This window comes from Streptomyces shaanxiensis (assembly GCF_039537145.1).
GTDB lineage: Bacteria > Actinomycetota > Actinomycetes > Streptomycetales > Streptomycetaceae > Streptomyces > Streptomyces shaanxiensis.
The window spans coordinates 86,254-112,670 of sequence record NZ_BAAAZY010000018.1 but is presented as its reverse complement, the minus strand read 5'-3'; the positions used below and the strand labels follow the sequence as shown (position 1 = coordinate 112,670).

The following is a 26,417-nucleotide window of genomic DNA, read 5'->3' as shown; positions in this document are numbered from 1 at the left end:
CAGCGGGTCCGACGCGGTGACCAGGTCCCGCAGCGGATACCGCCCCAACACCGCGTCCACCTCGGGCGTCGACGCGGCCGCCAACCGCCAGGCGGCCGGGCGGCTCTCGTCCCGCAGCGCCTCCACGGCAGCGGCGATCACCTGCTCGCCCTGGCCCTCGGGCACTGCGGCGGCCGCACGCTCGTACAGCCGCGCGCCCTCCTCCAGGACGAGGTCCGTGTCCATCCCGGCGGGGATCTTGATCTGCGCGTGGTGGCGCCAGGTGGCGACCGGATCGCCCCAGGCCTCGACCCGGTAGGTCCAGTGGCCGGGCTCGCCGGCGGTGACGTCGGCGCCCCAGCGGTCGGTGCCCGGGGCGAGTTCGCGCATCGGCGTCCACGGGCCGGGACGGCCGTCCGGGTCGGTCAGCACGACATTGGCGGCGACGGCGTCATGGCCCTCGCGGAACACGGTCGCCGAGATCTCGAAGGTCTCGCCGGTCACCGCCTTCGCGGGCCTGCGCCCGTGCTGGACGATCGGGCGGACGTCGAGGACGGGTATGCGGCCGACGCCGCCGGCCGTGTCGCGCGCGGGGGGTCGCTCCGCGGCGGGCGGTCCGGTGTCGGCGGTGACGGCGCGGGGGACGGGGGGTGCTTCGGTGCGGGACGTCGGGGGTGAGGACGACTGGTGGTGCATGGCGGGCATGACCGCTCCTGTCCGCGTCAACGTGGGTGGGCGGATGGCTGTGGGGAGGTGGGTCCTGCGGGGTCCTGCGGAGTGCTGTGGGGTCCTGCGTGGTGGTGCGGGGTGTTTCCCCGGTGCGCCCGGGGGCGCACGGGTGGGGTGTACCGCTGGAGCCTTCCCACCCTATTCGGGTGGGCAATCCGGCACTTTGTTAACTACTCACGCGTATGTCTACGCACAAGACCGGCCCCGTTCCACAGGAACGGGGCCGGTACCCGCACTTCGCCGGGAAGAGACCGCTACGAGCCCGGTACCTGCAGGAGTTTGTTCGGCGAGCCGAGCCCGCGCCCGGAGACCTTGCCGGACACCGCTTGGGCCACCAGCGCCTTGGACACCTGTGCGGGCCGCGCCTTGGGATGGTCGGCCAGATAGAGCGCGGCCACGCCCGCCACGTGCGGCGACGCCATCGACGTACCCGAGTAGGTCGCCTTGCCCGTGTCGCTCGCGTACGACGCCGACGTGATCCCGACACCCGGGGCGAACAGGTCCAGTGCCGAGCCGAAGTTGGAGAAGCCCGCCTTGGCGTCCTTCTTGTCGGTGGCGCCGACGGTGATGGCCTCCTTCACCGCCGCGGGGGAGTAGAGACCGGCCGGCAACCCGTCGTTGCCCGCGGCCACCGTGTAGGTGACGCCGGACGCGATGGAGTTGCGTACGGCGGCGTCCAGCTGCGAGTTCCGGTAGCCGCCGAGGCTGAGGTTGGCGACGGCCGGTTTCTTGGCGTGCCTGGTCACCCAGTCGATGCCCGCGATGACATCGGCGGTGGTGCCGCCGCCGGCGTTGTCGAGGACCCGCACGGCGACGACCTCGGCGTTCTTGGCGACGCCGTACCTGCTGCCCGCGATGGTGCCGGCGACATGGGTGCCGTGGCCGTTGCCGTCGCTCGCGGTCCTGTCGTCGCCGACGAAGTCCCAGCCGTAGCTCGCCCGGCCGCCGAAGTCCTTGTGCGAGATGCGGATGCCGGTGTCGATCACGTAGACCGTCGCTCCGGTGCCCGCGGACTCCGGCCAGGTGTAGCTGTTGTCCAGCGGAAGGTTGGCCTGATCGATGCGGTCGAGCCCCCAGGACGGCGGATTCTTCTGGTTGTGGTCCAGGGTCACGCGGGTGTCCTGGACGACCGAGGCGACGCGGGAGTCCGCCGCGAGCCGCTTGGCCTGTCTCTCGTCGGCCCGGATGGCATAGCCGTTGAGGACGGTGCCGTAGGTGTGGCTTATTTTCGCCCCGTACTTCTCGGCGAGACTCTTTCCCGCAGCCGACGGAGCCTTCGTTCCCCCCTTGAGTGTCACCACGTAACTGCCGCCGACGGAGCCGGGTTCTCCGGCGCCGAGTATCTGCCCCTCCGATGCGGCGTGCGCGGGCATACCGGCGGTCGAAAGCGCGGCGACACAGGTCACCGCGGTCAGACCACCCGCCCAGCGCAGACGCCGTATACGCGTCCGTGCCATGGTGTGAGTTCCCCTCCTCAACTCGGCGCACGGCGGCCCCGGATCGCCGGGTGCACCTGGCGTGGACCGGTGCGCCAATGTCACCCTCTCCTGAGGTGAGAAGTCGCCACAAGGACGCCTACGGGGGCGGAATCGGCCATATCGGCCAAGGGGAATCTGTAAAGGTTGCGGCTGCTTTCGGACGAAGGTGCTCATCCCTCCCTGCTTGACAGTCGCTTGACCGCCGCAAAAACGCACTGTGGTTACGAAGCCCCGCATACCGATACCGTCGGGTTCGATGACGGGACCCACACCGCCGTGGGCCCCCTGCCACGCGCTGCCCTAGGTGGAACTGTGAAGGCGATCCGTCGATTCACCGTCCGACCCGTCCTCCCCGAACCCCTCCGGCCCCTGAGCGACCTCGCGCGCAACCTGCGCTGGTCCTGGCACGCGGAGACCCGTGATCTCTTCCAGTCCGTCGACCCCGAGCGCTGGGCCTCCTCGGGGCAGGACCCCGTACGGCTGCTGGGCAGCGTCCCGCCCGGGCGGCTCGCCGAGCTGGCCGAGGACCGGCCGTTCCTGCGCCGGCTGAGCGCGGCCGCGGCTGACCTCGACGACTACGTCACCGGCGGGCGCTGGTACCAGGAGCAGCCCGCCGGACTCCCCGCCGCCGTCGCCTACTTCTCCCCCGAGTTCGGCATCACGGCCGCCCTGCCCCAGTACTCCGGCGGCCTCGGCATCCTCGCCGGCGACCACCTCAAGGCGGCCAGTGACCTGGGTGTCCCGCTCATCGGTGTCGGGCTGCTGTACCGGCACGGGTACTTCCGGCAGAGCCTGTCCCGGGACGGCTGGCAGCAGGAGCACTACCCCGTCCTGGACCCCAACGAGCTGCCGCTGGCCCTCCTGAAGGAGCCCGACGGCACCCCCGCCCAGGTCTCCCTCGCCCTGCCCGGCGGCAGGCAGTTGCACGCCCGGGTCTGGCTCGCCCAGGTCGGCCGCGTGCCCCTGCTGATGCTCGACTCGGACGTCGAGGAGAACGACCTCGGCGAACGCGGTGTGACCGACCGGCTCTACGGCGGCGGCAGCGAGCACCGGCTGCTGCAGGAGATGCTGCTGGGTATAGGAGGGGTGCGGGCGGTCCGGACGTACTGCCGTCTGACCGGTCACCCGGCCCCCGAGGTCTTCCACACCAACGAGGGCCACGCGGGCTTCCTCGGCCTGGAGCGCATCGCCGAACTGGCCGCCGAGGGGCTGGACTTCGACTCCGCGCTGGAGGCCGTCCGGGCCGGCACGGTCTTCACCACCCACACGCCCGTCCCGGCCGGCATCGACCGCTTCGACCGCGAGCTGGTCGCCCACCACTTCGGCCCCGACGCGGAACTCCACGGCATCGACGTCGAGCGCATCCTCCAGCTCGGCATGGAGACCTACCCCGGCGGCGAACCGAACCTCTTCAACATGGCGGTGATGGGCCTGCGCCTGGGCCAGCGGGCGAACGGCGTCTCGCTGCTGCACGGCAACGTCAGCCGCGAGATGTTCTCGGGCCTGTGGCCGGGATTCGACTCCGACGAGGTGCCCATCACCTCGGTCACCAACGGCGTCCACGCCCCGACCTGGGTCGCCCCCGAGGTCTTCCGCCTCGGCGCCCGCCAGATCGGCGACCGGCGCACCGAGGACGCGCTGACCGTCGGCGGCTCGGACCGCTGGGACGCGGTCGCGGAGATCCCCGACCAGGACATCTGGGAGCTGCGCCGGAACCTGCGCGAGCAGCTGGTGACGGAGGTACGGGAGCGCCTGCGCGTGTCATGGCGTCAACGCGGCGCCGGGACCGCCGAGTTGGGCTGGATCGACGGTGTGCTGGACCCCGACGTCCTGACGATCGGATTCGCGCGCCGCGTCCCGTCGTACAAGCGACTGACGCTGATGCTCAGGGACCGCGACCGCCTGATGGACCTGCTCCTGCATCCGGAGCGGCCCATCCAGATCGTGGTGGCGGGCAAGGCGCACCCGGCGGACGACGGCGGAAAGCGCCTGGTCCAGGAACTGGTGAGGTTCGCGGACGACCCGCGGGTCAGGCACCGCATCGTCTTCCTTCCCGACTACGGCATGGCGATGGCGCAGAAGCTCTACCCGGGCTGCGACATCTGGCTCAACAACCCCCTGCGTCCGCTGGAGGCCTGCGGCACCTCCGGCATGAAGGCCGCGCTGAACGGCTGTCTCAACCTCTCCGTCCTGGACGGCTGGTGGGACGAGTGGTTCCAGCCCGACTTCGGCTGGGCGATCCCCACGGCGGACGGCACCGGCACCGACCCGGACCACCGCGACGCCATAGAGGCGGCGGCGCTCTACGACCTGCTGGAGCAGCGCGTCACGCCCCGCTTCTACGAGCGCGGCCAGGCGGGCCTGCCGGACCGCTGGATCGAGATGGTCCGCCAGACCCTGACGCTGCTCGGCCCGAAGGTGCTGGCGGGCAGGATGGTCCGCGAGTACGTGGAGCGCCTCTACACCCCGGCCGCGCACGCGCACCGCGCGATGACACCGGACGCGGCACGCGAACTAGCCGGCTGGAAGGCGCGGGTGCGCTCGGCCTGGCACGGCGTCACCGTCGACCACGTCGAGACGTCGGCGGCGACACCCACCGCCGAACTCGGCTCGACGCTCAGTCTCCGGGTACGGGTGGGCCTCGGCGCCCTCGCCCCGGACGACGTGGAGGTCCAGGCGGTCTCGGGCCGCGTCGACCCCGAGGACCGCATCGCGGACGCCTCGACGGTGCCGCTGAAGCCGGTGGGGAGCCCGGACGCGGAGGGGCGGTGGGTGTACGAGGGACCGCTGGCCCTGGACCGGACGGGGCCGTACGGGTACACGGTGCGGATTCTGCCGACGCATCGGTTGCTGGCGTCCGAGGCGGAGTTGGGGTTGGTGGCGGTGCCTTCCGAGGATGTGGGGGAGGGGGCGGGGGTCTTGATGCGGTGACCTGCGGCCGTCCCCGGCGGCGCCCTTCCGCCTGATCGTCACAGGTGGTCGGGCCGTCGGTCCACGTATCCGAGTGGACCGTCCGCCTCGGCCTTGCCAGGTGCACCAGGTGAAATATGCCGGAAGGCGCGCTTCCGCCCGAGGGATGCCCTACCTTCTGACATCGAAACCTCTCACCGAAGCGAGGGCGATCCCGTGACCACCGCATCGAGTCCCACGATCGTCGTCCTGACCGCGCTGCCCGTGGAGCATGAGGCTGTCAGGGCCCAACTCGGCCCCCTCCGCACGATCAAGCACGAGACCGGCACCCGGGCCTTTGTCGGTCCCCTCGAAGGAACCCCCTGGCAGGTCGCCCTCGTGCAGATGGGAGAGGGCGCGGTGAACGCGGCCGTGCTCACCGAACGGGCCATCACCTGGCTGCGCCCCCAAGCCGTGCTGTTCGTCGGGGTGGCAGGCTCTCTCAAGAAGAAGAAGGTCAAACTCGGCGATGTCGTGTTCGCCACAAAGGTGTACGCCTACCACGGCGGCCGGGCGACCACGGACGGCTTCAAGGTGCGCCCCGACGCCTGGCGTGTGAGCCAGCGCCTGGACCAGGCAGCCCGTGATGTGCTGGGTACCAAGGCCCACTTCAAGCCGATCGCCGCCGGTGACGTGCTGCTCGACAGCGAACTCTCAGCGGTCGCGAAGCACCTCAAGGACCACTACGAGGACGCGGTGGCGATCGAGATGGAAGGCAACGGCGTCGCGCATGCCGCTCACCTCAGCGACCGGGTGGACGCGGCCATCATCCGTGGGATCAGTGACCTCGCGAACGGGCGCAAGGCGAAGGCCGACGCGTCGGGCTCCCAAGCGCGCGCGGCGGCGAACGCCGCCGAGGCAGCGTTCGCCATCCTGCGTGACCTCTCGCCGTTCCGTCCCGCCGATGCGGGCCGAACAGCCGGGACGAACACGACGCGGGCGGACGGGTCGGCCGACTCGTACTCGTACGGGGGCGATCACCACGATCACCGCAACAACATCAACTACGCACCCGTCGTCGGCAAGATCGTGTACCAACAGCCTCCACAGCAGCACTGATCGCGACGAGGACCCTGTGACCCGGATGGCCGACCCGAAGCCCACCGTCGCCGTGCTCACCGCCCATCCACGGTGGTACGCCGCCGTACGCAAGCGCCTCACCGACGTGCGCAGACGCGAGCACCCGTCCGGAACCAGGTTCGACACCGGCGCCCTCCCCGAAACCCCTTGGGAAGTAGCCGTCGCGGACATGGGTACGGGGAACGACAAGGCCGGCGAGATCGTCGGGCAGGCCGCCGCCTGGCTGCGCCCGCAGGTCCTGATGTTCCTCGGAAGTGCGGGAGCGGGCAGGTTCTACGTCCAGGTGGGCGACGTGGTGCTTGCCACCAAGGTGTACCTGTACGACCCGCAGGCCTCAGCCGCCCCACGCCCATATCCCGCCTCGCACCGCCTGGAGCAGGCCGCCAGAATGGCGCTGCGCGAGGGGTCGGGATGGTGCGAGACCGAGGCCGCGGTGCACTTCGGGCCCCTCGTCGCACTACCGGACGACGCAGTCGACGAGGCACGGCGGACCGATGACCGTCAGGCGGTGGAGCACGGCGCTCTTCGGAAGTGCCCGGACGCGGTCGCAGTCGAGTTGAGGAGCATGGGGATCGCGTGCGACCCGCGTCTCACCGGTTCGTTCGGCCACCAGCCCGAAGTCCTGACTGTTCGCGGCATCACGTTCTGCGCGCTGGATCGCAAGAGTCCGGATCTGATCTTCGAGCAGGTCATCGAGACCACGGTCGCAGCGGCCGTCGCGGTCCTGGCAGAACTCGTGCCGTGGAGCGCCGAAGCGGCATCGGCTGGATCGGCGGATGCGGTACCGCCTGTTCAGTACCGTGACCACATCGACTACCGCTACAGCACCTTCGAGGGGTCGAACGTGGGAAAGCAGGTGAACGGAGAGGACTCACGGCGTTGACCGGACGATGGCGAGAGCCCGAGCGTACGCCTCGTCCGCTTCCTTGTTGCGGCCCGCCGACTCCAGCGCCTTGCCGAGGTTCCGGTAGGTCTCGGCGGCCCGGGTTCGGTCGCCGAGCTCGGCCAGCAGTTCGGCCGCTCCGGTGAACGCCTGGAGCGCCTCTTCCTTGCGGCCCGCCTCGTCGAGCACGATGGCCAGGTTGTTCCATGTCATCGCTTCGCCGTGCCGATCGCCTGTCAGCCTGCGCAGATCGCGGGCTTGGACGAAGGCCGCGACTGCCGAGTCGAGTCTGCCCAGGTGGGACTCGGCGATCGCCAGGTTGTTCCATTGCGTGGCTTCTCCCGCCCTGTCGTCCCGGGCCCGGTGGAGGTCGCGGGCTCGGCCGAACGCCTCGACCGCCTGTGCGGGGCGCCCAGCACCCTGCAAGGCGTCACCGAGGTTGTGCCAGGCCGTCGCCTCGCGCAGCCGGTCCCCGGAGCGCGCCGCGAAGCCCTGCGCCAGGATGCTCACGGTCACTATCTCCTCGAACAGCCCACGTCTTCGCAGATACTCGGTGAGGCACAGGGCCAGGTCGAGCGCGCGCACGGTGTGTCGGGCGACCTCGCCCCACTCGACGGCGGCCAGCAGCCCGAGTCGCTCCCTGTCCAGCCAGGTCAGTGCTTCGTCGAGGTTCTTGAAGCAGCCGAGGGCTCCGGAACCGCGCAGGTGGTTGTCGGCCGCGTCGGCCCGCGTCAAGTAATGCTCGAGTACCCGCTCGCGAGCCGCTTCCCGCTCCGCTACGCAGGACGGATCGTCGGCCGTGATGTGCGCGGCGAAGACTCGGACCAGATCGTGCAGCCGCCACTGTGTGCGGCTGCTGCCCCGGTCGACCAGGTACGCACGCTCCAGTGCCATGAGCACGGCCGGCGGCGGTGTGCACCCGAGCAGCGCCCTGAGTACCTCGACGCCCGTCTCCGGCCCCGGAGCCTCCGCCAAGAGCCGTAAGAGCTTGGCCTGTTCGGCGGTAAGTCGCTGGTAGGACAGACCGAAGGCCGCGCGCACGCTGCGCTCACCATCGTCGAGATAGGTCAGGCGAGTCCTTTGGTCACGCAGCTCCGCCACTGCCTCGGCGACGGGCTTGCGGGGATCCCAGACGAGTTGCGCGGCGGCGATCTGCAGGGCCAGAGGCAAGTGTCCGCAGAGGACGGCGAGTTCGGTAGAGGCCGCTGCCTCGACGGTGATCCGGTGGTCCATGCCGTCGGCCAGGCGCAGCACCTGGTCCAGCAGCGCCACCGCGACCTTTGGGGGCAGTTGCCCCAACGGCAGGTGGAGGGCATTGAGCTGAGGGATCGCGGTGCGCGAAGTGATCAGGATGCGGTGCCGGGCATCGGCCGGGAGCAGGGGGCGGACCTGCTCGGGGGAGGCGGCGTTGTCCGCGAAGATCAGCACTCGTTCGGGCCGGCGAGCCAACTGGTTGCGGTAGTGCTTGACCCGCTGCTCCTCGGTTGTGAGGTGCTCGGTCGGCGTGCCGAGGTCTTCGAGCAGCGTGCCGAGGGCCTGCTCGGCGGTGATGGTCGTGTGGTCGTGGCCGTGCAGGTCGATGAAGAGGACACCGCCGGGAAACCACCCCTTGTCGTTGGCGGCGTGCGCCGCCTCCGTGGCGAGCGCCGTCTTTCCCACCCCCGCCATCCCGGCCAGCACCGTCGCGGTGACAGTGCCGGGCGGTGGGGGCCCGGGGCTCGGCGGCCGCAGGAACCCCTCCAGTTGTTTCAGCAGCTTCTTGCGCCCGGTGAAACTCGGCGTCGCGGGCGGCAGGGAACCCACCACGGTGGGGACGGGGTCGGCTGGTGCCGGCACTCCGTGGAAGTGCTGGTGGAGCACGGAGCCGGCAACGTCACCGAGGAACAGTCCCTCGAAGTCGATATGGTCTCCGGATACATAGCCGGCGCTGCTTCCGGGCCACCGCTTTTCCATAGCCGCGGCCACGGCGCGGGCGGCGTCCCTGTCGGTGGACAGCAGCGTGCGCAACTGGCTGCGCAGCGACTGCGGTACGGATCGGGGCCCAGTGGCCCCAGCCGAGGCGAGGTACGGGGCCAGCTCTCGTGCCACGTCCTGACCGACCGAACCGGCTGCCCCGTCGGTCAGCGCGGTCAGCAGTGCCTCCAGGGCCGACTCCATGCTTGTCCCCCGTACCGCGGATTTCGGCCCCACGGTAGTGCCGCGCCACCCGGCCTCGCATCTCGTCCGCCGAATTCCGCCGACGGAAGCGGCGACCGGCCGAGCGCGGTACCACTACAGTGCTGGGAGTCGAGCCCGCCGCGCGGAAACGTACGGCGGCATACGGGTGAGGGTGGTCAAGTGCCGGACAACCGTCCCCTGGTGGTGATTGTCACCGGGCTTCCCCTGGAGTACGAGTCGATGCGGTCCCACCTCACAAACCTGAGGAAGCACTGGATCGCCCCTGCGGTGCGCACGGAACTGGGAGACCTGCCGGGCAGTCCGTGGCAGGTGGCGCTGGCGGAGGTCGGTCCCCCTGCCAGTAGCGCCGCAGTGATTGTCGCAAGCGTCGTTCACCGACTGAGCCCCGATGCCCTTCTGTTCGTCGGCGTCGCGGGCGCGCTCAAGGACGGGGTCGAGGTCGGCGACCTTGTGGTCGCCACCCGGATCTACGCCTTCCAGGGCGGGAAGGAAACGCCTGAGGGCTTCTACGCACGCCCACAGTCATGGCATTCCTCGCACTGGATTCACCAAGCCGCGCGGCACGCCTTGCTCGGTCAGCCCAGGGTCCACTTCAGCCCGATCGCGGCCGGTGACGTCATCCTCAACCATGAACGCTCCTCGCTACTGGATCAGTTGAGGCGCTCCTACAACGACGCGGTCGCCATTGAGATGGAGGGCGCGGGCATTGCGCATGCCGCGCACTTGGCCGGCCACATGGAGACGCTCACCATCCGCGGCATCAGTGACGTGGCAGACGCGACCAAGAAGCCCGAGGACCAACGGGGAGCCCAGCGAACAGCCGCGAGCCGGGCGGCGACGGCGGCCGCTGACGTGCTGCGCGCGCTGGAACCGCGGCATTCCCGACCCGTGCAGGGATCGTACGCCGGTGACCACATCGATTTCCGAGGCAGCACGTTCTTCGGGGCGGTCGCGGGAAAGATCGATGTGGAGTCACAAGGGCGCGACGAGTGACCGTCATTCGTCATCCCCGCACAACCGCCGCAACACCACCCCGATCCGCCGCGCATACGCATGCTGCAACCCGCGCGTGGCCGGTCCCCCTGCCCGCGCGTACCATTTCGCCCCCCGGCTGAAGGCGTGCACGGTCAGCCACACCGTGCCGTCCCCCGTGCGTTCCACGACGAACGCCTCCTCCCCGCACTCCGGATGGCCGGAAAGCGTTCCGTACGCCCAGCCGATGCGCCGGTACTCCTCCACCGTCCACACCACCCGGCACGGCGCCTTGATGACTCCGGCGAGGGTGACCGTGACGTCGACGTCGGGGGCCGCGCGGTCGGCCGAGGCGTCGATGCCGACGCCCATCGCGCGGTGCATCTCCCAGGTCATGACCGCTTCCGCGGCTCTGCGGAAGACCTCCTCGCCCTCGCCGATGCGGGTGCGGACGTGCAGGGGGTGGAAGCCGGGCGGACAGAAGTCGCTCTCCCGGGTCGCGCCTACGTCTTCGTACGTGAAGGACATGGGGCCCAAGCGTAAGGCGGCACCCGGGGATGCCTTCGTCCCGGGTGCCGCCTCGGTCTGCTCTGCGTCAGTCCTGCCTCAACAGGCCTGCGGTCAGCTGACGTTGACCGCCGACCACGCGGCCGCCACCGCCTTGTACTCCGTGCTGCCGGTGCCGCCGTACAGGGCGGACGCCGCGCTCAGGGTCGCCGTGCGGGCGGCCTTGTAGTTCGTCGTCGACGTCATGTACTCGGTCAGGGCCTTGTACCAGATCGCGGCGGCCTTGGCGCGGCCGATGCCGGTGACCGTCGAGCCGTTGGACGTCGGGGAGTTGTAGCTCACCCCGTTGATCGTCTTCGAGCCGCTGCCCTCCGAGAGGAGGTAGAAGAAGTGGTTCGCCGGGCCCGAGGAGTAGTGGACGTCCAGGCCGCCCAGGGACGAGGACCAGTAGTCGGCCGAGTTGCCGTCCTTGCTCGGCTTGTCCATGTAGCGCAGCGGGGTGCCGTCGCCGTTGATGTCGATCTTCTCGCCGATGAGGTAGTCACCGACGTCGGAGGAGTTCGCCGCGTAGAACTCCACGGCCGTGCCGAAGATGTCGGAGGTGGCCTCGTTCAGGCCGCCGGACTCGCCGGAGTAGTTCAGGCCCGCCGTGTTCGACGTGACGCCGTGGGTCATCTCGTGGCCCGCCACGTCCAGCGAGGTGAGCGGCTTGACGTTGCCCTCGCCGTCGCCGTACGTCATGCAGAAGCAGCTGTCGTCCCAGAAGGCGTTGACGTAGGCGTTGCCGTAGTGGACGCGGGAGTACGCCGCCTTGCCGTCGTTCTTGATGCCGCTGCGGCCGAAGGTGTTCTTGTAGTAGTCCCAGGTCGTCTGGGCGCCGTAGGCGGCGTCGACGGCGGCCGTCTGGTCGCTGGAGGAGCTGCCGAACGTGCCGGTGCCCCACGTGTCGTCGGCGTCGGTGAACAGGGTGCCGGTGCCGGAGGTGCGACGGGCCAGGTTGTATGTCTTGTGGCTGCCGCGCGAGGTGTCGTTCAGCTGGTACGTCGAGCCCGACAGGGAGGTGCCGAGGGTGACCGTGCCCGAGTAGCCGCTCTTGCCGGTGCCGGTCTCGATGCCCTGGTACTCGTAGAGCTTCTTGCCGGTGACGGCGTCGGTGATGACGTGCAGCTCGTTCGGGGTGCCGTCCTCCTGGAGGCCGCCGACGATCGTCTCGTAGGCGAGGGTCGGCTTGCCGTTCGCGGCCCAGATCACCTTGCGGGGCGCGTTGTCCGCCTCGGTCTTCTCCGAGCCGGCCGCCTTGGCCAGCTTCACGGCCTGGCTCTCGGCCTTCGCCGCGGTGATCGCCGGCTTGAGCGAGGCGACCTTGATGGTGGCCTTCGTCGCCTTGGTGACGCCCTGGGTCCTGCCGGCCGCCGACTCGTGGACGACCAGGTCGCCGCCGAGGACGGGCAGGCCCGCGTAGGTGCGCTCGTAGCGGGTGTGGACCGTGCCGTCGGCGTCCTTGACGACGTCCTTGACGACCAGCTTCTCCTGGGCGCCGAGGCCTATCGCGTCGGCGGTCTCGGCCGCCTCGGCCTGCTGGTCCTTGATGAGGGCGGTGCGTGCCGCGGGGGCCAGCGCGACCGGGACCGCGAGCGGGCTCGCCTTTCTTCCGCTCTGCGCCTGGTCCTCGGCGGCGGAACTGCCCGCGGTCAGACCGGTGGTGAGCAGGGCTCCGGCCGCCACGGCGGTGGCGACGGCCAGAGTGGTGCGCTTGCGACGCGCGTAGAGGGGGGTCACACGAGCTCCTTTGTGGGGGAAAAGCGTTGGTGCTGGTGCGGCGGGTGAGGGAAGCGTGACACCTGGGACGCGTACATGTCAGGAGTGGGTCGTGATGTTGGCCAAAATTTGACTGTCCGGTGAACGTTTCAGAAATGTAAACGGGCGCCGTCCCGGCGGGAGTTGAACCCACCGAGACGACGCCCTGTCCTGGTCGGACCGCCGACGGGCCTACGGGAAAGTGAGCTTCCAGCTGTTGATGTAGCCGGTGTCGATGGCCGCGTTGTCCTGGACCCGCAGCTGCCACACGCCGTTGGCCACCTCGGAGGACGCGTTCACCGTGTACGTGGTGTTGAGGTTGTCCGAGCTGCCGCCGGTGCCGTACCCCTTCAGCGTGTACGCCGTGCCGTCGGGGGCGACCAACTGCACCTGGAGGTCACCGACGTAGGTGTGGACGATGTCCACGGCGACCTGGAGGTTGGACGGCGCGTTGCCGGTCCGGCCGGAGACCGTGATCGGGGACGTCACCGCCGCCCCGTTGTCCGGAATCGACACGTCGGTTCCGCTCTCGAAGGACGTGCCGCCACCGCCGCCGCCCCCGTCGGAGCGCGCACCCACGTTGACGCCCGCCCAGGCGTCCTGCACCGCCTTGTACTCGGCGCTCGTGGTGCCGTACAGCTCACCGGCCGCCGCGAGGGTGCCGGTGCGGGCGCCCGAGTAGTTGGTGGTGGAGGTGAACTTGGTGGTCAGCGCGCGGAACCAGATCTTCTCCGCCTTGTCCCGGCCGATGCCGGTGACCGGAAGGCCGTCCGAGGTGGGCGAGTTGTAGGTGACACCGTTGATCGTCTTGGTGCCGCTGCCCTCGCTCAGCAGGTAGAAGAAGTGGTTCGCGGGGCCCGACGAGTAGTGCACGTCGATCGAGCCGATGCCCGAGTACCAGGCGTCCTTCGACGAGCCGTCCTGGCTCGGCTTGTCCATGTAGCGCAACGGGGTGCCGTCGCCGTTGATGTTGATCTCCTCGCCGATGAGGTAGTCACCGACGTCGGAGGAGTTGTTCGCGAAGAACTCGACGGTCGAGCCGAAGATGTCGGAGGTCGCCTCGTTCAGGCCGCCGGACTCGCCGCTGTAGTTGAGGCCCGCCGTGTTCGAGGTGAGCCCGTGGGTCATCTCGTGCGCGGCCACGTCGATCGACGTCAGCGGGTTGGCGTTGCCCGAGCCGTCGCCGTACGTCATGCAGAAGCAGCTGTCGGACCAGAACGCGTTGACGTAGTTGTTGCCGTAGTGGACCCGGGAGTAGGCGCCGACGCCGTCGCCGCGGATACCCGAACGCCCGTGCACGTTCTTGTAGTAGTCCCAGGTCAGCGCGGCACCGTAGTGCGCGTCGGCGCCCGCGGACTCCAGGTTGGACGGGCTGCCGTTGCCCCAGACGTCGTCGGAGCCGGAGAAGAGGGTGCCGGTGCCGGAGGTGCCGCGGTTCAGGTTGTACGTCTTGTGGTTGCCGCGCGCGCCGTCCGTGAGGTTGTACGTCGAACCGGACTGCGTGGTCGTGAGGTTGACCGTGCCCGAGTACACCGTGTTGCCGGTGCCGGTCTCGATGGCCTCCCACTCGTACAGCTTCTCGCCGGTGGTGGCGTCGGTGATGACGTGCAGTTCCTGCGGGGTGCCGTCGTGCTGGAAGCCGCCGACGACCGTCTCGTACGCCACGGTCGGCTTGCCGTTCGCGGCCCAGATCACCTTGCGCGGCGCCTTGTTGACGTCCGGGCTCTTGGCCTTCTCCGCCTTGGCGGCGGCCAGCGCCTGCTTCTCGGCCTTGGCGGTGGACACGGCGGCCTTCGTCGTCGCCGGCTTGATGGCGGCGCGGGTGGCCTTGACGACGGCCTCGGTCGCACCGGACTTCGCGGTCTCGACGACGAGGTCGCCGCCGAGGACGGGCAGACCGTCGTAGGTCCGCTCGTAGCGGGTGTGGACCGTGCCGTTGCCGTCCTTGAGGACGTCACGGACGACCAGCTTCTCCTTGGCGCCGAGGCCCAGGTCCTTCGCGGTGTCCGCCTTCGTGGCGTTGGCCTCGCGTATCAGCGCGGCGCGCTGGGCGGGGGACAGCTTGACGGACTCGGCGCCCGGGATGACCTTGCCCGCGGCCGACGGTGCCTTCTCCGGGGCTGCGGTGGCGGCGCCCGACTGGACGGCCGCGGCGATCAGGGCGGAGACACCGACGAGGGCGACGGCGGCGGCCCGGCGGTGCGTGGTGTGACGGCGCGTGGTGTGGGGGGCGCGTCTGTGGGAGGAACTGTCTCTCAACACTGACTCCTTCTGCGCGGCCGCGGATCACGCGGCCAGGGGAGACCGGCCGGCGGGTGGGCCGTCCGGGCGACACGGGGTGGTACGCAGAACGACGTGCGCGTGCGGGAACTGACGTGCGCGTGCGGGAGTTCAGCCGCGGGCACCGCCATGTGACGGTGTTGTGGGGTTGCTGTGTCGCGGCCGTGGGAAGAGTGCCAGCTGATTGCGGTTTCTGTCAGGAGCGCGTCAGGAAGTTGGCCGGAAATCGTTCGTTGTCCGGGAGTTCATGTTCGGTATACGGACCGGAACGCCGAGGGCCCACACCGTCCCGTAACGGACGCCGTGGGCCCAGCTGTCCCGCCGTGCCTACTGCTCGCCGCCCGGCAGGTCGAAGCGCGCGAGATCGCGCAACCAGGCGTGGGCCGTGCCGTCCGACGGCGCGCGCCAGTCGCCGCGCGGGGAGAGCGAGCCGCCGGCCGAGACCTTCGGCCCGTTCGGCATGGCCGAGCGCTTGAACTGTGCGAACGCGAAGAAACGGCGGCAGAAGACCTCCAGCCAGCGCCGGATCTCCGCCAGGTCGTACGCCACCCGCTTGGCCTCGGGGAAGCCGGGCGGCCAGGCGCCGGCCTCCGGGTCGTGCCAGGCGTGCCAGGCCAGGAAGGCGATCTTCGACGGCCGGAAGCCGTACCGCAGGACGTGGAAGAGCGTGAAGTCGTGCAGCGCGTACGGGCCGATCTTCGACTCGGTGGACTGCATCTCCTCGCCGGGCACCAGCTCCGGGCTGATCTCCGTGTCGAGGATCGCCGCCAGTGTCCTGCCGGTCTCCACGTCGAACTGCTCGCTGCCGATGACCCAGCGGATCAGATGCTGGATCAGTGTCTTCGGCACCCCGCCGTTGACGTTGTAGTGGCTCATCTGGTCGCCCACGCCGTACGTGGACCAGCCCAGCGCCAGCTCCGACAGGTCGCCGGTGCCCAGCACGATGCCGCCGCGCTGGTTGGCCAGCCGGAACAGGTAGTCGGTGCGCAGGCCCGCCTGCACGTTCTCGAAGGTGACGTCGTACACCGGCTCGCCGGACGCGAACGGGTGGCCCATCTCCTTGAGCATCAGCCGCGCGGTCGGCGTGATGTCCAGCTCGGCCGGGGTGACGCCGAGCGAGTTCATCAGCTTGTGGGCGTTGTCCTTGGTGTGGTCGCTGGTGGCGAAGCCGGGCAGGGTGAAGGCCAGGATGTCGCTGCGCGGGCGCCCGGCACGGTCCATCGCCCGGGCGGCGACGATCAGCGCGTGCGTGGAGTCCAGGCCCCCGGACACCCCGATGACCACCTTCGGGCCGCCGATCGAGGCCAGCCGCTGCTGGAGCCCCGCGACCTGGATGTTGTACGCCTCGTAGCAGTCCAGGGCGAGCCGCTCGGCGTCGGCGGGCACGAACGGGAACCGCTCGACCCGGCGCTTCAGGCCCAGGTCCGTCGTGGGCGGGTCCAGCCGGAACTCCACCCGCCGGAAGTCACCGGTGCGCCCGGCGTGCGCGCGGCGGTTGTCGTCGAACGTACCCATCCGGGCCCGCTCCTGCCGCAGCAGGTCGAGGTCGACGTCGGCCACCGCGTACTGGTCGTCGAGCGGGAACCGGTCCGTCTCGGCGAGCAGGGCGCCGTTCTCGTAGATCATGGTCTGCCCGTCCCAGGACAGGTCGGTCGTCGACTCGCCCAGACCGGCCGCCGAGTAGACGTACGCCGCGAGGCAGCGCGAGGACGCCGCCCGGCACAGCAGCCGACGGTCCTCGGCCCGGCCGACCGTGATGGGGCTGCCCGAGAGGTTGGCGAGCACGGTCGCGCCCGCCAGCGCCGCCTCCGCGCTCGGCGGCACCGGCACCCACATGTCCTCGCAGATCTCCGCGTGCAGCACAAGACCGGGGACGTCCTGCGCCTCGAAGAGCAGGTCGACGCCGAACGGCACCTCCGTGCCACCGATGCGGATCGTCCCGCCGCGCTCGTCCTCGCCGGAGGCGATCTGGCGCCGCTCGTAGAACTCCCGGTAGTTCGGCGGGTACGACTTGGGCGCGACGCCCAGGATCCGGCCCCGGTGCACGACCACCGCGCAGTTGTAGATCCGGTGGCGATGGCGCAGCGGGGCGCCGACGACCAGCACCGGGAGCAGGTCCACCGACCCGGCCACCACCGCCCGGAGCGCCTCCTCGACCTCGTCGAGCACCGGGTCCTGCAGCAGCAGGTCCTCGATCGAGTAGCCGGTCAGGCCCAGCTCGGGGAAGACGGCGACGGCCACGCCCTCCTGCGCGCACGCGCGTGCCTGCCGCAGGACCGCTTCCGCGTTGGCCCGCGGGTCGGCGATGACGGTGTGGCCCGTGCAGGCGGCGACGCGCGCGAAGCCGTGCTGGTAGATCGACCAGAAGTTCAACGGACTTCCCCAGGAGAAGCGGACAGTGCTGCCACCGAGCATAGATCGCCTGATCAGGCCCGCGCCGTTCCGGGCGAGGCGGGCCGCTCCCCGTGCCAGGACCGCCACAGCGCCGCGTACGCCCCGTCCGCCGCGACCAGCTCGTCGTGGGTGCCGAGCTCGGTGAGGAGGCCGTTCTCCATCACGGCCACGCGGTCCGCGTCGTGCGCGGTGTGCAGGCGGTGGGCGATGGCGATGACCGTACGGCCTTCCAGTACGGCGGCCAGGGCACGCTCGGTGTGCCGGGCGGTCGTCGGGTCGAGCAGGGCCGTCGCCTCGTCGAGGATCAGGGTGTGCGGGTCGGCCAGGACGACCCGGGCGAGGGCGAGCTGCTGTGCCTGCGAGCCGTCCGTACGGCAGCCGCCGTCGCCCAGCGCCGTGTCGAGGCCGTCGGGCAGCAGCCGTACCCAGGCATCGGCGCCGACCGCGGTGAGCGCCGCCCACAACTCCTCGTCCGTGGCGGACGGTTCGGCGATACGGAGGTTGTCGCGGACCGTGCCGAGGAAGACGTGGTGCTCCTGGGTGACCAGGACGACCTGGCGGCGCAGCACCTCCGGGCCGAGGGCGACGACCGGCACGCCGCCGACCGTCACCGAGCCGGCGCTCGGCGCGTCCACGCCCGCCAGCAGCCGGCTCAGGGTCGTCTTGCCGGCGCCGGAGGGGCCGACCACCGCGAGCCGTTCCCCCGGCCGTACGGTCAGGTCGACGCCGCCGAGGACCTCGCCGCCGCGGTCGTAGGCGTAGCGCACGCCGGTCACGTCGATGCGGTCGTCGGCGGGGGCCGGCGAGTCGGCGTCCGTGGCCCGCGGGGCCTGCGCGAGGCCCTCCACGCGGGCGAACGAGGCGCCGCTGCTCTGCAGTTGCTCGACCCGCATCAGGATCTCGTCCAGCGGACCGACCATCTGCTGCAGATACAGCGCCGCCGCGACCACGGTGCCCAGGCTGATCGTGCCCCGCGCGTGCAGTGCGCCGCCGACGAGCAGGACCGTCGCCACCGGGACGAGGTAGGCGATCTCGACCGACGGGAAGAACACCGTGCGCAGGAAGAGGGTGTGCAGGCGGGTCCGGCGGGACGTCTCCAGCGCGTCCCGGCTCGCCGTCACCCGCCGCCGCTCCAACCGCAGTGCCTCCACCGTGCGGGCGCCGGACGCGGTCGCCGCGAGGATCTCCGCGACGTCCGAGGTGGCCGCGCCCTCGGCGAGGTAGCCGGTGCGGGCGCGGCGCAGATACCAGCGCAGCACCGGCCACAGGCCGGCCAGGCCGAGCAGACCGCAGGCGCCGAGCAGAGGGTCCAGCGCGACGACCGCGCCCAGCAGGAACAGGACCTGGACGGAGTTGATGAGCAGCTCGGGCCCGGCGTCGCGCAGGGTGGTGCCGACGGCGGCCACGTCCGCGGTGCCGCGCGCCGTCAGGTCTCCGGTGCCGGCCCGTTCCACGACCGACGCGGGCAGGGCGAGCGTGCGGTCCACGAACTCCTCGCGGACGCGGGCGAGGGTGCGTTCGCCGAAGCGGTGGCCTACGTAGCGGGCCCAGCGGGCCAGCAACAGCTGGGCTGTGGCCGCTATCAGGATGGCCAGGGCGAGTTTGTCCACGGTCGTTACTCCGCCGCCGCGTCTGACTTCGTCGATGATGCGGCCCACCAGCCAAGGGGCGGCCAGGCCGGTGATCGCTGCGAGGGAGTTCAGGGCGAGTACGACTGTGAAGGAGCGGGCGTCGGCTCGGATCAGGCGGGCGGTGGCTTGGCGTACGTCTCTTGGCTCGGCGATGGGGAGGGTTTTGCGGCTTGGAGCTCGGGACTTGGGGTTGTCTGCCGGGTGCGGGTGCTTCGTGGCTTGTCGCGCAGTTCCCCGCGCCCCTGAGGGGGGTTTGGCTTCCGTCATCTGGCAAGCTCCTCGGCGTCCTCGTCCCGTGCCACCAACGCTCGGTAGCCCGGCTCTGCGTCCAGCAGCTGGTGGTGTGTGCCTGTGGCCGCCACCTTGCCGTCGACCAGGTAGTGCACCGTGTCCGCTCGGTCCAGGACCAAGGGGGACGTCGTCGTCACCAGCGTCGTACGGCCCCGCCTCGTCGTGTGCAGGCGTTCCGCGACCCTTGCCTCCGTGTGGGCGTCCAGTGCCGACGTCGGCTCGATCGCCAGCAGCACCTCCGGGTCCGCCAGCAGTGCGCGGACCAGGCGGACGCGCTGGCGTTGGCCGCCGGAGAGGTTGCGGCCCTGGGCGTCGATCGGGGTGTCGAGGCCGTCGGGGAGGGCGCGGACGATGTCCTCGGCGACCGCCGTGTGCACCGCTTTGGTGATCGCCGCTTCGTCCCGGTCCGCGTGGCCGGCCGCCAGCTCCCGCAGGGTGCCCGCGAACAGGTCGGCCTCGTGGTCGGCGACCAGGATGCGCGCCCGGACCTGCGCCAACGCGATCTCGCTCAGGGGCACTTCGCCCCAGGTCGCCGCCGACGGGACATAGCGGCCGAGGCGGTCGACGACGGCCGTGGCGTCGGCCGGCAGCGCGGCGGCCAGAGCGGTGAGCCGACCCGGTGGCACCCGCACCCCGGACTCGGGGTCGTGCAGCGCCGCCGGCTCCGCGGGCGCGTCCCGCGTGCCGGTGTCCGCCATCGGCTCCAGCCGCAGGAACCGTACGATCCTCCGCGCCGCCACCACGCCACGGCTGACCTGGTAACCGCACTCGATGAAGAACGCCACCGGCCCCACCAGCACCGCGACATAGCCGTAGACCGACACCAACTCGCCCACGGTGATGGTCCCCTGGGCGGCGAGCCGTGCCGCCAGCCAGGTCACCACGGCCAGGAACAGCGTGGGCAGCCCCACGCCGAGCGCCTGCACCCAGCTGGTCACCGCCCCGACCCGGTAACCCTGTGCCCGCAGCCGCTGCGAGTCGCGGTGGAAGGCGTCGGCGACCAGGCCCTTGCCGCCGAGGCCGTTGAGGACGCGCAGGCCGCCCGCGAGGTCGGCGATCCGTGCGGTCAGTACGCCCTGCCGCTCCCGGTACTCCGTCTCCGTACCCTGCAACCGTCCCAGCAGCGGTCCGACGAGCACGCCGACCAGCGGCATCCCGAGCAGTACCACGACGGCGATCGGCACCGACACGGACACCAGCAGCCCGGCGACCACCAGATAGGCGACGACGGCACCGACGCCCGGGCCGACGACGGTCATGGACTGGCTGATGGTCTGGACATCGCCCACGCCGATCGTGACGACCTCGCCGGCCCCGATCCGGCGTGGCAGCGTGGCACCGAGTCGTACCGCGTGCCCGATCAGCACCTTGACCGTGCGGAAGTTGCTGTCCATCCGCACCCGCGTCATCGTGCGGTGCCGCATGATGCTCAGCCAGGCGTTGAACGCCCCCACCGCGAACAGCGCAGCCGTCCACGCAACCAACGCCCCGTAGTCACCGGCCGCCAGCCCGTCGTCGACGGCACGGGACATCAGGTACGGGGTCGCCGCCAGCAGCACCATCCACACGCTGGAGATCAGCGCCCCCATGGCGGACCGCATGGGCTGGCGCATGACGAGCCACCACAGATACCGCCATCCGCCGCGACAGTCGGGTGTCCCCGGATCCTCGTACGCGTCGATCATCGTTCCCCGTGCCCCGTTCGTCGTCCCTGTTGCCGTTCGACTACGCCAGACTGTCCCGCCACGCCCGGTGCAGATCCGCGAACCTGCCCGTCCCGGCGACGAGTTCGGCCGGTGTGCCGTCCTCGACGATCCGGCCGTGCTCCATGACCAGGACCCGGTCCGCTATCTCGACCGTGGACAGCCGGTGGGCGATCACGACGGCCGTACGCCCGTGCAGGACCGTCGACATCGCGCGCTGCACGGCCCGTTCGCCGGGGATGTCGAGGGAGCTGGTCGCCTCGTCGAGGATCAGCACGGCCGGGTCGGCGAGCAACGCCCGGGCGAACGCGACGAGTTGACGCTGACCGGCGGAGATACGGCCGCCCCGCTTGCGGACGTCGGTGTCGTAGCCGTCGGGCAGGGAGCTGATGAAGTCGTGGGCGCCGATGGCCTTCGCCGCCTGCTCGATCTCCTCGCGGCTGGCGTCCGGCCTGCCGATGGCGATGTTCTCGGCGACCGTGCCGGAGAACAGGAACGCCTCCTGCGTGACCATCACCACCCCGCGCCGCAGTTCGGGCACGGCCAGCTCACGCAGGTCGACGCCGTCCAGCAGGACCCGGCCGTCGGAGGCGTCGTAGAACCGGGCGAGCAGCTTGGCCAGCGTCGACTTGCCCGCGCCGGTGGAGCCGACGACCGCGACCGTCTGGCCGGCCGGGATCGTCAGGTCGAAGCGGGGCAGCACCTCGCCGCCGGTGCGGTAGCCGAACCGGACGCCGTCGAAGACGACCTCGCGGCCGGGGTGCTCGGACTCGAGTGCAGGGAGCTGCCGGGGCGACTTCGGCTCGGGGACGGACGGCGTCTGGGCCAGCAGTCCGGCGATCTTCTCCAGGGAGGCGGCCGCCGACTGGTACGAGTTGAGGAACATGCCGAGCCGGTCGATCGGGTCGTACAGGCGGCGTAGGTACAGCACGGCCGCCGCCAGCACACCGAGGGCCAGCGTGCCGCCCGCGACCCGGTAGGCGCCCCACAGCACGATCCCCGCGACGGCCGTGTTGGCGACGAGCCGCGAACCGACGACGTAGCGGGCCATCTCCAGCAGCGCGTCGCCGTTCGTCCGCTCGTGCCGGCTGTTGAGGACCCGGAAGTCGGCGTCGTTGGCGGCCTCGCGGCGGAAGGCGCGCACCGGGCGGATGCCGTTCATCGTCTCGACGAACTTGACGATCACGGCGGCGATCGCGGTGGACCGCAGGGTGTACACCCGCGCGGCGCGCCGCCGGTAGAGCCGTACGAGGAGATACAGCGGCACGAAGGAGGCCATCGCGACCGCACCGAGCCCGAGGTCGAGCCAGAGCAGCATCGCCGAGATGTAGACGAACGACAGGATGACGGTGACGAGTTCCTGCAAGCCCTCGTCGAGCAGCTCGCGCAGGGACTCCACGTCCGTGGTGGAGCGGGAGATGAGCCGTCCCGAGGTGTAACGCTCGTGGAAGTCGACGCTCAGGGCCTGGGCATGGCGGAAGATCCGGCCGCGCAGGTCGAGGAGCACGTCCTGGTTGACGCGGGCGGAGAGCAGGATGAACGCGTACTGGAGTACCCCGGAGGCGAGTGCGCACAGCAGGTAGCCGACGGCGACCGCGATCAGCGGCCCGAGGTCGTCGCGCCGGAACGCCGGTACGGCCGAGTCGATGGCGTACGCCACCAGCAGTGGGCCCGCCTGCACGGCCGCCTGCTGGAGCAGCAGCAGGAGCGTGGTGACGGCGACGCGGGCCTTCATCGGGGCGAGCAGGGAGCGCAGGAGGGCCGCGGTGGCGCCCGGGGGAGTGGGCAGGACGTCGCGGTCGAAGGGGTCGTCCGGCCTGGGTGATTCGGGTTCCTCGGCCGGTTGTTCCTTGCCCGGTGCGGTGGTGGTCGCCGTCATCGGTCGGCCTCCTCGGTCCCGGCCATCAGGTGGGCGTACTCGGGGTTCGTGCGCAGCAGTTCGTGATGCGTGCCGACCGCGGCGATACGGCCACCGGAGAGCAGGGCGACGCGGTCCGCGAGCAGCACGGTGGACGGGCGGTGGGCGACGATGAGGGCGGTGGTGTCCGCCAGTACGTCCCGCAGGGCGGCCTCGACCGCGGCCTCGGTGTGCACGTCGAGGGCGGACAGGGGGTCGTCCAGGACGAGGAACCGGGGCCGGCCGACGACGGCGCGTGCGAGCGCCAGGCGCTGCCGCTGCCCGCCGGAGAGGCTGAGCCCCTGCTCGCCGACCTGGGTTCCGGTGCCGTGGGGCAGGGCGTGCGCGAAGTCGGCCTGCGCGACGCCGAGCGCCCGCTCCAGCTCGGGCTCTCCGGCGCCGTCCGAGGCCCCCATGAGGACGTTGTCCGCGACGCTGGCCGAGAAGAGGGTGGGCTCCTCGAAGGCGACCGCGACGAGTTCGCGCAGCGACTGTCTGGACATCGCGGAGATGTCGTGACCGTCGAGGGTTATCCGGCCGGACGTCACCTCGTGGAGGCGGGGGACGAGGGCGGTGAGGGTTGTCTTGCCGCTGCCTGTCGCGCCGACCAGGGCCATGGACTCGCCGGGGCGTATGTGGAGGTCTATGCGGTCGAGGACAGATGGTGAGTCGGCGGGGGCATCGGGGTAGCGGAACGAGACTTCGTGGAAGCGGATGCCGTCGTTGTCGGCTGCGGGCCTGTGGGGGCTGGTTGCGCCCCGCGGCGGAGCCGCATATTGACTCAGTCCCGCGCCCCTTTGGGGCGCTTCCGTCTCCGGCGTTTCATCCATGACCTCGAAGTACCGCTCCGTAGCCGTCGCCGCCTCCTGGCTCATCGCCAGCAGGAAGCCGATCGAGTCCACCGGCCACCTGAGCGCCAGGGCCGTCGACAGGAACGCCACCAGCGTCCCCGCCGACAACTCCCCGTCCGCCACCTGCACGGTGCCCAGCACCAGCGCCGCCCCGATGGCCAGCTCCGGCAGTGTCACGATGACGCCCCAGATCGTGGCCAGCAGCCGGGCCTTGCGCAGTTCCGTGCCGCGCAGTGTCCGGGACAGCTCCTTGAACGCCCGCGCCTGGCTGCGGTGCCGGCCGAACCCCTTGATGATCCGGATCCCGAGCACGCTCTCCTCGACGACCGTCGTCAGGTCGCCGACCTGGTCCTGCGCGCGGCGCGCCACCGCGGCGTACCGTCTCTCGAAGATCACGCAGGTGACCATCACGGGCACGGCCGGAATCAGGATCACCAGCCCCAGCGTCCAGTCCTGGAGCAGCATGATGATCACGCCGACGAGGATCGTCACGCCGTTGACCAGCAGAAACGTCAGCGGAAAGGCGAGGAACATGCGCAGCAGCATCAGGTCGGTCGTGCCCCGGGACAGCAACTGCCCGGACGCCCACCGGTCGTGGAACGCCACCGGCAGCCGCTGCAGATGCCGGTACAGATCCGCCCGCATCGCCGCCTCGACGCCCGCCAGCGGCCGGGCCACCAGCCATCGCCGCAGCCCGAACAGCAACGCCTCCGCGAACCCGAGCAGCAGCAGACACAGCGCCCCGAGCCACACCCCGGCCGGATCCCGGTCGGCGACGGGCCCGTCCACCATCCACTTCAGGACGAGAGGAATGACCAGCGTCATACAGGAGGCGATGATCGCCACGAACGCGGCGGTGAACAACCGCAAACGCACGGGCCGCACATACGGCCACAGACGCAGCAGCGTACGTACGGCGGAACGGTCGGTCCTGTCCTCGTCGGTTGCACGTGTCGTCACCATCAGCTGCGAGCCTACGGATCGCCACTGACACTGCCCACCGAGTTTTGGCCGGTCCGCGATCGGCCTCTGGTCCTACGACCTGGGTGTTCGAGGGGTCGTACACCTGCGAAGGGCAAGGTCGTAGGGCGCCATCAACCGATCGGTCGATGCGTCTTCGAGCGTGACGGCCGATGTGCCGGACCCGGCCCCGCCGCGACCCTGATGCCATGTCCGTCATAGAAGTCACCGACCTGCGCAAGTCCTACGGCGGCCGGACCGTCGTGGACGACATCTCCTTCACCGTCGACGAGGGCGAGATCTTCGGCATCCTCGGCCCGAACGGCGCCGGCAAGACCACCACCGTCGAGTGCGTCGAGGGCCTGCGCGTCCCCGACGCCGGCCGGGTCCGCGTCACCGGCCTCGACCCCGTCGCCGACCACGCGCGCGTGGCCCGCGTCCTCGGCGCCCAGCTCCAGGAGAGCGAGCTCCAGGACAAACTCACCGTCCGCGAGGCCCTGGAGCTGTACGCCGCCCTCTACGAGAAGCCCGCCGACTGGCGGCCCCTCGCCGAGCGCCTCGGCCTGACCGCCAAACTGACCACCCGGTTCGGCAAGTTGTCCGGCGGCCAGAAGCAGCGCCTGTTCATCGCGCTCGCCCTGATCGGCAACCCCAGGATCGTGGTCCTGGACGAGCTGACCACCGGCCTCGACCCGCGCGCCCGCCGCGACACCTGGGAACTCGTCGAGGACGTCCGGGCGAACGGTGTCACCGTCCTGCTCGTCACGCACTTCATGGAGGAGGCGCAGCGGCTGTGCGACCGGATCGCGGTGATCGACAAGGGACGGGTGGCCGCCCTGGACACCCCGGCCGGGCTGATCCGCCGCTCGGCGGGCGGCACCGTCATCAGCTTCACCCCGTCCGCCCCGCTGGACGACCGTGACCTGAACGCGCTGCCCGCGCTCGCCTCCGTGGAGCACAAGGACGGCCGTATCACCCTGTCCGGCACCGACGAGACGGTCAACGCCGTCATCACCCTCCTCGCCCGCAGCCACGTCACCGCCCACCAGCTCCGCGTCAGCGACGCCACCCTCGACGACGCGTTCCTCGACCTGACCAAGGAGGAGGCGGCATGAACACCGCCGTACTGAGGACCGAGACCCGCCTGTTCGGCCGCGAACCCGGCAGTCTCTTCTGGATCCTGCTGTTCCCGACCCTGCTGCTGGTGATCCTCGGCTCGATCCCGGCCTTCCACGAGCGCGAGAGCGACCTCGGCGGGCTGCGGACGATCGACGTGTACGTTCCGGTGTCGGTGCTGCTCGGGCTGATCGTCAGCGGCCTCCAGGCGATGCCACAGACCCTCACCGGGTACCGCGAACGCGGCATCCTGCGCCGGATGTCCACCACTCCGGTCCGCCCGTCCGCCCTGCTGACCGCCCAGATGACGGTCTACGGTGCCGCCGCCCTGGCGTCCGCGCTGCTCGCCCTCGTGGTGGGCCGGCTCGCCTTCGACGTACGACTGCCCGAGCAGCCCTTCGGATACCTTCTCGCCCTCGTCCTGACCGTCCTGGCCGCGCTCTCGCTCGGCGCGCTGGTCTCCGCGCTGTCCCGCACCACGAAGATCGCCGGTGCCATCGGGTCCGCGGTGTTCTTCCCGGCGATGTTCTGCGCGGGCGTGTGGATGCCGGTGCAGACCATGCCGGACGTGCTGGCCGAGGCCGTCGGCTACACGCCCTTCGGGGCGGCCTCGGAGGCGCTGAACCAGGCCGCCGCCGGTGACTGGCCGGGCTGGGCCCACCTGGGCGTCGTCGCCGCCTGGATCGTGCTGCTGACGGCCGGTGCCGCGCGCTGGTTCCGGTGGGAGTAGGCGGTCGGCCGT

The 26,417-nt window shown here is 70.7% G+C and carries 17 protein-coding genes; 6 read left to right on the top strand and 11 right to left on the bottom strand.

Annotated elements, in window-relative coordinates:
* Nucleotides 1-684: maltotransferase domain-containing protein (locus ABD932_RS30520; protein ID WP_345017523.1), on the bottom strand; the 684-nt coding region annotated here is incomplete at its 3' end.
* A 278-nt stretch (nt 685-962) separates the two neighbouring features.
* Entirely contained in the window at nt 963-2,165 is a 1,203-nt protein-coding gene (locus ABD932_RS30515; RefSeq protein WP_345017521.1) for a S8 family peptidase, read from the bottom strand.
* A gap of 333 nt (nt 2,166-2,498) precedes the next feature.
* On the opposite strand from ABD932_RS30515, the gene ABD932_RS30510 reads away from it, so the two are divergent.
* The 3 genes from ABD932_RS30510 to ABD932_RS30500 all read left to right on the top strand — a co-directional run bounded on the left by ABD932_RS30510 (nt 2,499) and on the right by ABD932_RS30500 (nt 7,098).
* Nucleotides 2,499-5,117: a glycosyltransferase family 1 protein gene (locus ABD932_RS30510; RefSeq protein WP_345017519.1), complete on the top strand. Its 2,619-nt coding sequence runs from the start codon at nt 2,499-2,501 to the stop codon at nt 5,115-5,117.
* A 195-nt stretch (nt 5,118-5,312) separates the two neighbouring features.
* On the top strand, nt 5,313-6,194 hold the full coding sequence (locus ABD932_RS30505) for a 5'-methylthioadenosine/S-adenosylhomocysteine nucleosidase (RefSeq protein ID WP_345017517.1): 882 nt from the start codon (nt 5,313-5,315) through the stop codon (nt 6,192-6,194).
* Between the two features lie 25 nt (nt 6,195-6,219).
* A complete protein-coding gene (locus ABD932_RS30500; protein WP_345017515.1) occupies nt 6,220-7,098 on the top strand; it encodes a 5'-methylthioadenosine/S-adenosylhomocysteine nucleosidase family protein in 879 nt (292 codons plus the stop codon).
* Here the strand turns inward: ABD932_RS30500 and ABD932_RS30495 are convergent.
* The gene (locus ABD932_RS30495) at nt 7,087-9,255 is read right to left on the bottom strand and encodes a tetratricopeptide repeat protein (protein ID WP_345017513.1); all 2,169 of its coding nucleotides are present in this window, start codon (nt 9,253-9,255) and stop codon (nt 7,087-7,089) included. The two genes, ABD932_RS30500 and ABD932_RS30495, sit on opposite strands and share 12 nt — an antisense overlap.
* Nucleotides 9,256-9,435: 180 nt before the next feature.
* Here ABD932_RS30495 and ABD932_RS30490 point away from each other — a divergent pair, with 180 nt between their 5' ends.
* Nucleotides 9,436-10,269: a 5'-methylthioadenosine/S-adenosylhomocysteine nucleosidase family protein gene (locus tag ABD932_RS30490; RefSeq protein ID WP_345017510.1), complete on the top strand. Its 834-nt coding sequence runs from the start codon at nt 9,436-9,438 to the stop codon at nt 10,267-10,269.
* 3 nt (nt 10,270-10,272) lie between these two features.
* On the opposite strand, the gene ABD932_RS30485 is transcribed toward ABD932_RS30490, so the two are convergent.
* The 8 genes from ABD932_RS30485 to ABD932_RS30450 form a co-directional block, all read right to left on the bottom strand.
* A complete protein-coding gene (locus ABD932_RS30485; RefSeq protein ID WP_345017508.1) occupies nt 10,273-10,776 on the bottom strand; it encodes a DUF1990 domain-containing protein in 504 nt (167 codons plus the stop codon).
* A gap of 93 nt (nt 10,777-10,869) precedes the next feature.
* Entirely contained in the window at nt 10,870-12,534 is a 1,665-nt protein-coding gene (locus ABD932_RS30480) for a M4 family metallopeptidase (RefSeq protein WP_345017506.1), read from the bottom strand.
* A gap of 210 nt (nt 12,535-12,744) precedes the next feature.
* Nucleotides 12,745-14,811: a M4 family metallopeptidase gene (locus tag ABD932_RS30475; protein WP_345017504.1), complete on the bottom strand. Its 2,067-nt coding sequence runs from the start codon at nt 14,809-14,811 to the stop codon at nt 12,745-12,747.
* Nucleotides 14,812-15,159: 348 nt separating this feature from the next.
* Complete coding sequence (locus ABD932_RS30470) at nt 15,160-17,205, bottom strand: NAD(+) synthase (protein WP_345017502.1); 2,046 nt, start codon at nt 17,203-17,205, stop codon at nt 15,160-15,162.
* A gap of 53 nt (nt 17,206-17,258) precedes the next feature.
* The gene (locus ABD932_RS30465) at nt 17,259-19,124 is read right to left on the bottom strand and encodes an ABC transporter ATP-binding protein (protein WP_425587538.1); all 1,866 of its coding nucleotides are present in this window, start codon (nt 19,122-19,124) and stop codon (nt 17,259-17,261) included.
* Nucleotides 19,121-20,833 (bottom strand): ABC transporter ATP-binding protein, encoded by a 1,713-nt coding sequence (locus ABD932_RS30460; RefSeq protein ID WP_345017500.1) that lies wholly within the window; start codon nt 20,831-20,833, stop codon nt 19,121-19,123. The genes ABD932_RS30465 and ABD932_RS30460 overlap by 4 nt, the downstream gene beginning before the upstream one ends.
* A 40-nt stretch (nt 20,834-20,873) precedes the next feature.
* Nucleotides 20,874-22,730: an ABC transporter ATP-binding protein gene (locus ABD932_RS30455; protein WP_345017498.1), complete on the bottom strand. Its 1,857-nt coding sequence runs from the start codon at nt 22,728-22,730 to the stop codon at nt 20,874-20,876.
* Entirely contained in the window at nt 22,727-24,562 is a 1,836-nt protein-coding gene (locus ABD932_RS30450) for an ABC transporter ATP-binding protein (RefSeq protein WP_345017496.1), read from the bottom strand. The genes ABD932_RS30455 and ABD932_RS30450 overlap by 4 nt, the downstream gene beginning before the upstream one ends.
* Before the next feature lie 206 nt (nt 24,563-24,768).
* Here ABD932_RS30450 and ABD932_RS30445 point away from each other — a divergent pair, with 206 nt between their 5' ends.
* Together ABD932_RS30445 and ABD932_RS30440 are read left to right on the top strand one after the other, a co-directional pair.
* Nucleotides 24,769-25,674 carry an ABC transporter ATP-binding protein gene (locus ABD932_RS30445; protein ID WP_345017494.1) on the top strand — a complete coding sequence of 302 codons (906 nt, stop codon included), beginning with the start codon at nt 24,769-24,771 and terminating at the stop codon, nt 25,672-25,674.
* Nucleotides 25,671-26,405, top strand: coding sequence for an ABC transporter permease (locus ABD932_RS30440; protein WP_345017492.1), 735 nt, complete (start codon nt 25,671-25,673; stop codon nt 26,403-26,405). The genes ABD932_RS30445 and ABD932_RS30440 overlap by 4 nt, the downstream gene beginning before the upstream one ends.
* Nucleotides 26,406-26,417 lie beyond the last annotated feature (12 nt).

Coding starts and splice junctions, on each gene's coding strand:
- ABD932_RS30455 (WP_345017498.1), bottom strand. CDS start 22,730: ATGACGGCGACCACCACCGCACCGGGCAAGGAACAACCGGCCGAGGAA.
- ABD932_RS30450 (WP_345017496.1), bottom strand. CDS start 24,562: ATGGTGACGACACGTGCAACCGACGAGGACAGGACCGACCGTTCCGCC.
- ABD932_RS30495 (WP_345017513.1), bottom strand. CDS start 9,255: ATGGAGTCGGCCCTGGAGGCACTGCTGACCGCGCTGACCGACGGGGCA.
- ABD932_RS30465 (WP_425587538.1), bottom strand. CDS start 19,124: ATGACGGAAGCCAAACCCCCCTCAGGGGCGCGGGGAACTGCGCGACAA.
- ABD932_RS30515 (WP_345017521.1), bottom strand. CDS start 2,165: ATGGCACGGACGCGTATACGGCGTCTGCGCTGGGCGGGTGGTCTGACC.
- ABD932_RS30460 (WP_345017500.1), bottom strand. CDS start 20,833: ATGATCGACGCGTACGAGGATCCGGGGACACCCGACTGTCGCGGCGGA.
- ABD932_RS30440 (WP_345017492.1), top strand. CDS start 25,671: ATGAACACCGCCGTACTGAGGACCGAGACCCGCCTGTTCGGCCGCGAA.
- ABD932_RS30445 (WP_345017494.1), top strand. CDS start 24,769: ATGTCCGTCATAGAAGTCACCGACCTGCGCAAGTCCTACGGCGGCCGG.
- ABD932_RS30500 (WP_345017515.1), top strand. CDS start 6,220: ATGGCCGACCCGAAGCCCACCGTCGCCGTGCTCACCGCCCATCCACGG.
- ABD932_RS30485 (WP_345017508.1), bottom strand. CDS start 10,776: ATGTCCTTCACGTACGAAGACGTAGGCGCGACCCGGGAGAGCGACTTC.